Annotated in this window: 4 protein-coding genes; all 4 read right to left on the bottom strand. The window is 47.1% G+C overall.

Going from position 1 to position 2,420, the window contains the following annotated elements; translation table 11 throughout:
* Nucleotides 1–14 precede the first annotated feature (14 nt).
* Complete coding sequence (gene tnpC, locus VTH8203_RS25385; RefSeq protein ID WP_208617799.1) at nt 15–755, bottom strand: IS66 family transposase; 741 nt, start codon at nt 753–755, stop codon at nt 15–17.
* Nucleotides 724–1,596: an IS66 family transposase gene (locus VTH8203_RS25380; protein ID WP_208617798.1), complete on the bottom strand. Its 873-nt coding sequence runs from the start codon at nt 1,594–1,596 to the stop codon at nt 724–726. The genes tnpC and VTH8203_RS25380 overlap by 32 nt, the downstream gene beginning before the upstream one ends.
* Before the next feature lie 66 nt (nt 1,597–1,662).
* Nucleotides 1,663–2,031, bottom strand: coding sequence for an IS66 family insertion sequence element accessory protein TnpB (tnpB, locus tag VTH8203_RS23185; protein ID WP_096995737.1), 369 nt, complete (start codon nt 2,029–2,031; stop codon nt 1,663–1,665).
* Nucleotides 2,031–2,339 (bottom strand): IS66 family insertion sequence element accessory protein TnpA, encoded by a 309-nt coding sequence (gene tnpA / locus VTH8203_RS23180; protein WP_096995736.1) that lies wholly within the window; start codon nt 2,337–2,339, stop codon nt 2,031–2,033. The genes tnpB and tnpA overlap by 1 nt, the downstream gene beginning before the upstream one ends.
* Nucleotides 2,340–2,420 lie beyond the last annotated feature (81 nt).

Below are 2,420 nucleotides of genomic sequence, written 5' to 3'. Positions count from 1 at the left end.
ATAATAGTGACGATTTAATCGTTTTTGATGTTCCAGGGTAGAAGCGCTTCGATTTGCTCGACGCTTTCTGCGTATGGCAACTCAGTAAGAAGGGTGTGTAAGTATTGGTATGGCTCTAGACCATTCAGTTTTGCTGTTTCCACCAAGCTATAACACACTGCACTCGCCTTTGCCCCTTGCCTAGTGTCTGCGAACAACCACGCTTTTCTGCCAATAACGAACGGGCGGATCGCATTTTCAGCCAAGATATTACTGATGCGCAGCTCACTGTCCTTACAGTAAACCACAAGCTTCGACCATTGGTTCAGCGTATAACTTATCGCCGTGTGCGTTAAGCTCTCTTTGGGTACCTTACTGAGGTTTGTATCTAGGAACACTTTCAACTCATCAAGCAGCGGGGCGCTGTGCTCTTGGCGGTATGCCACGATGTCTTCTGCCGTCATTGCGGGTTGTTGCTCTTTAAGGCCATTGAGTTGGCGCTCCACACGATACAGTTTATTTATGATGCCGAGCGCGATATCGGCCTTGCTGACTTTGGCCTTTTTACCTTTCGGTTGAGCTTTTTGTGCCTTCACGAACTTGCGACGAGCGTGGTCCATGCAACCAACATGAATCAGCTCATATTCCTTACACGCAGCATTGTACCCCGCATAACCATCGGTTTGCAGGTAACCTGTGAAGCCTTCCAATAAGTTTATCGGTACTTCGCCGCTGCGTGACGGGTCATAGTGGAACAAGACACTTCTCTGTGCCACCCAGTGACACCCACATATATTTGTCGGAAGTGACCGCTTTATTCGGCTCTTTCAATACTTGGATACGGGTTTCATCCATCGCTACGATATTGCCGCTGTTTTGGTGCTCTCGTAGCAGATTAACCAGCGGTTGAAACACCTTGGCGGACTTGATGACGTAATTCGCGAGTGTCGCCCGTGAGATGTCGCCCCCATAACGGCTGAGCATCTTTTCGATGCGGTACAGGGGCAGCCCATCGACGTATTTGGAGGTAATGACATGCGCTATCAGACCTGTACTGCCTAGTGAGCCTGGTAATGGGTGTTTAGGTAGCGCAGCCGCCACCATTTTTTGACCCTCTGTGCTTTCGAAGACCGCCTTTTCTTGCATGTACTCCAATACGCGTACTTTGGCAGGCACGATATCAAGCTCTTCTTTGACTTTGGCGAAGAAGGTACTTTTCGCGCCTGTCTTCTCTTCATCCGTTAGGTAAAGGAAGACTTGTTCACGCGGTAGGTCAGACGACAAAGGCTTGCGGCCACGAAGCTTGGTGTTGCTCTCTTTACCACTTTTCTTATCTTGGTCTTTTTCGTGTTGTTCAAGCTTAGGGTCGGTGCACAGCTCAGCTTCATCAAACAGTAAAAACTGGTCAACGTTAGTTTTCTCTGAGCTTGGCATAAAGCGCTTAATTTTGAGGTGACGAACAACTTCTTCCAGTATTTCAACTCGAGAAGAGAGCGTTTGTAATTTGCTAGATTGAGATTGAAGCTGTTCAGTTTGGGATTGAAGCTGCGACTCCTTCTCTGCTAATTGGGCGCGAAGTCGCTCAATTTCAGCTATATAATTCGTTGAAGCAGTCACAATTAAATCGCCTTTAAAGCCTTATGGGAACAGGGTTTATTGTACCAAAAACAGGCTATTAAGTCTCTAAAACAATGACTCGTATTCCAACTTTTTATGCCCTTTCATCAGGGAGATATCATACCCATCGAGCAGCCAATTTATTTGCTGACCTGTGAGGGTGACGAGTTCATCGGTGCGCTTTGGCCACTTGAATTTTTCTTCAGCGAGCGACTTATAGTAAAGCACGAAGCCGTTGTCCTCCCAGAAAAGGCATTTGATTTTATTACGCTGCTTGTTGGTAAAGACATACAACTCACCACTGAATGGATTATGGCCTAACTCCAACTCGACCAAGGCGCTAAGCCCACGATGAGACTTGCGAAAATCGATGGGGTCACGGTAGAGGTAGACTTTGGGCAGTGAGAGTGCAGGTCTCAGTGTTGGTTGACGCATTAGTTCATGCACTCTATCAGTTTGGCTGCGACATGGGCGTTATTCTCGTCGATACCTTCGATTTGAGTACCGCTAGGTAGCGTAATGGTTAGCAGAGAGCTCACTTGTCTGGTGACCGTTTCCACCTGCGCGAGAGCAAACTTGGAGGTGACGGATTGGGTCACTGATTTTGTACGAGTAAATTTGCACTTCCAATAGCTGAATTGGGATTGGTCAAGGCCGTGGCTACGGCAATATTGCGCTTGCGAGAGATCGCCTTTTTGCCAGTCATTAACGTGATGTTGCCAAACTTGCGATGAGTGAGTCATAAATTTCTCCTTGTGTAATGACAGTGGTCATTATCTACCATGGAGATCAGGATAGAATTATGCGGAAAATTGAGCGCTTAC

This window comes from Vibrio thalassae (assembly GCF_900089835.1).
GTDB lineage: Bacteria > Pseudomonadota > Gammaproteobacteria > Enterobacterales > Vibrionaceae > Vibrio > Vibrio thalassae.
The sequence above is the reverse complement of the archived record's forward strand: the minus strand, read 5'-3'. Positions and strand labels throughout refer to the sequence as shown.

What these genes read in the sequence shown, in the direction of transcription:
- tnpB (WP_096995737.1), bottom strand. Translation starts at nt 2,031, where the DNA reads ATGCGTCAACCAACACTGAGACCTGCACTCTCACTGCCCAAAGTCTAC.
- tnpA (WP_096995736.1), bottom strand. Translation starts at nt 2,339, where the DNA reads ATGACTCACTCATCGCAAGTTTGGCAACATCACGTTAATGACTGGCAA.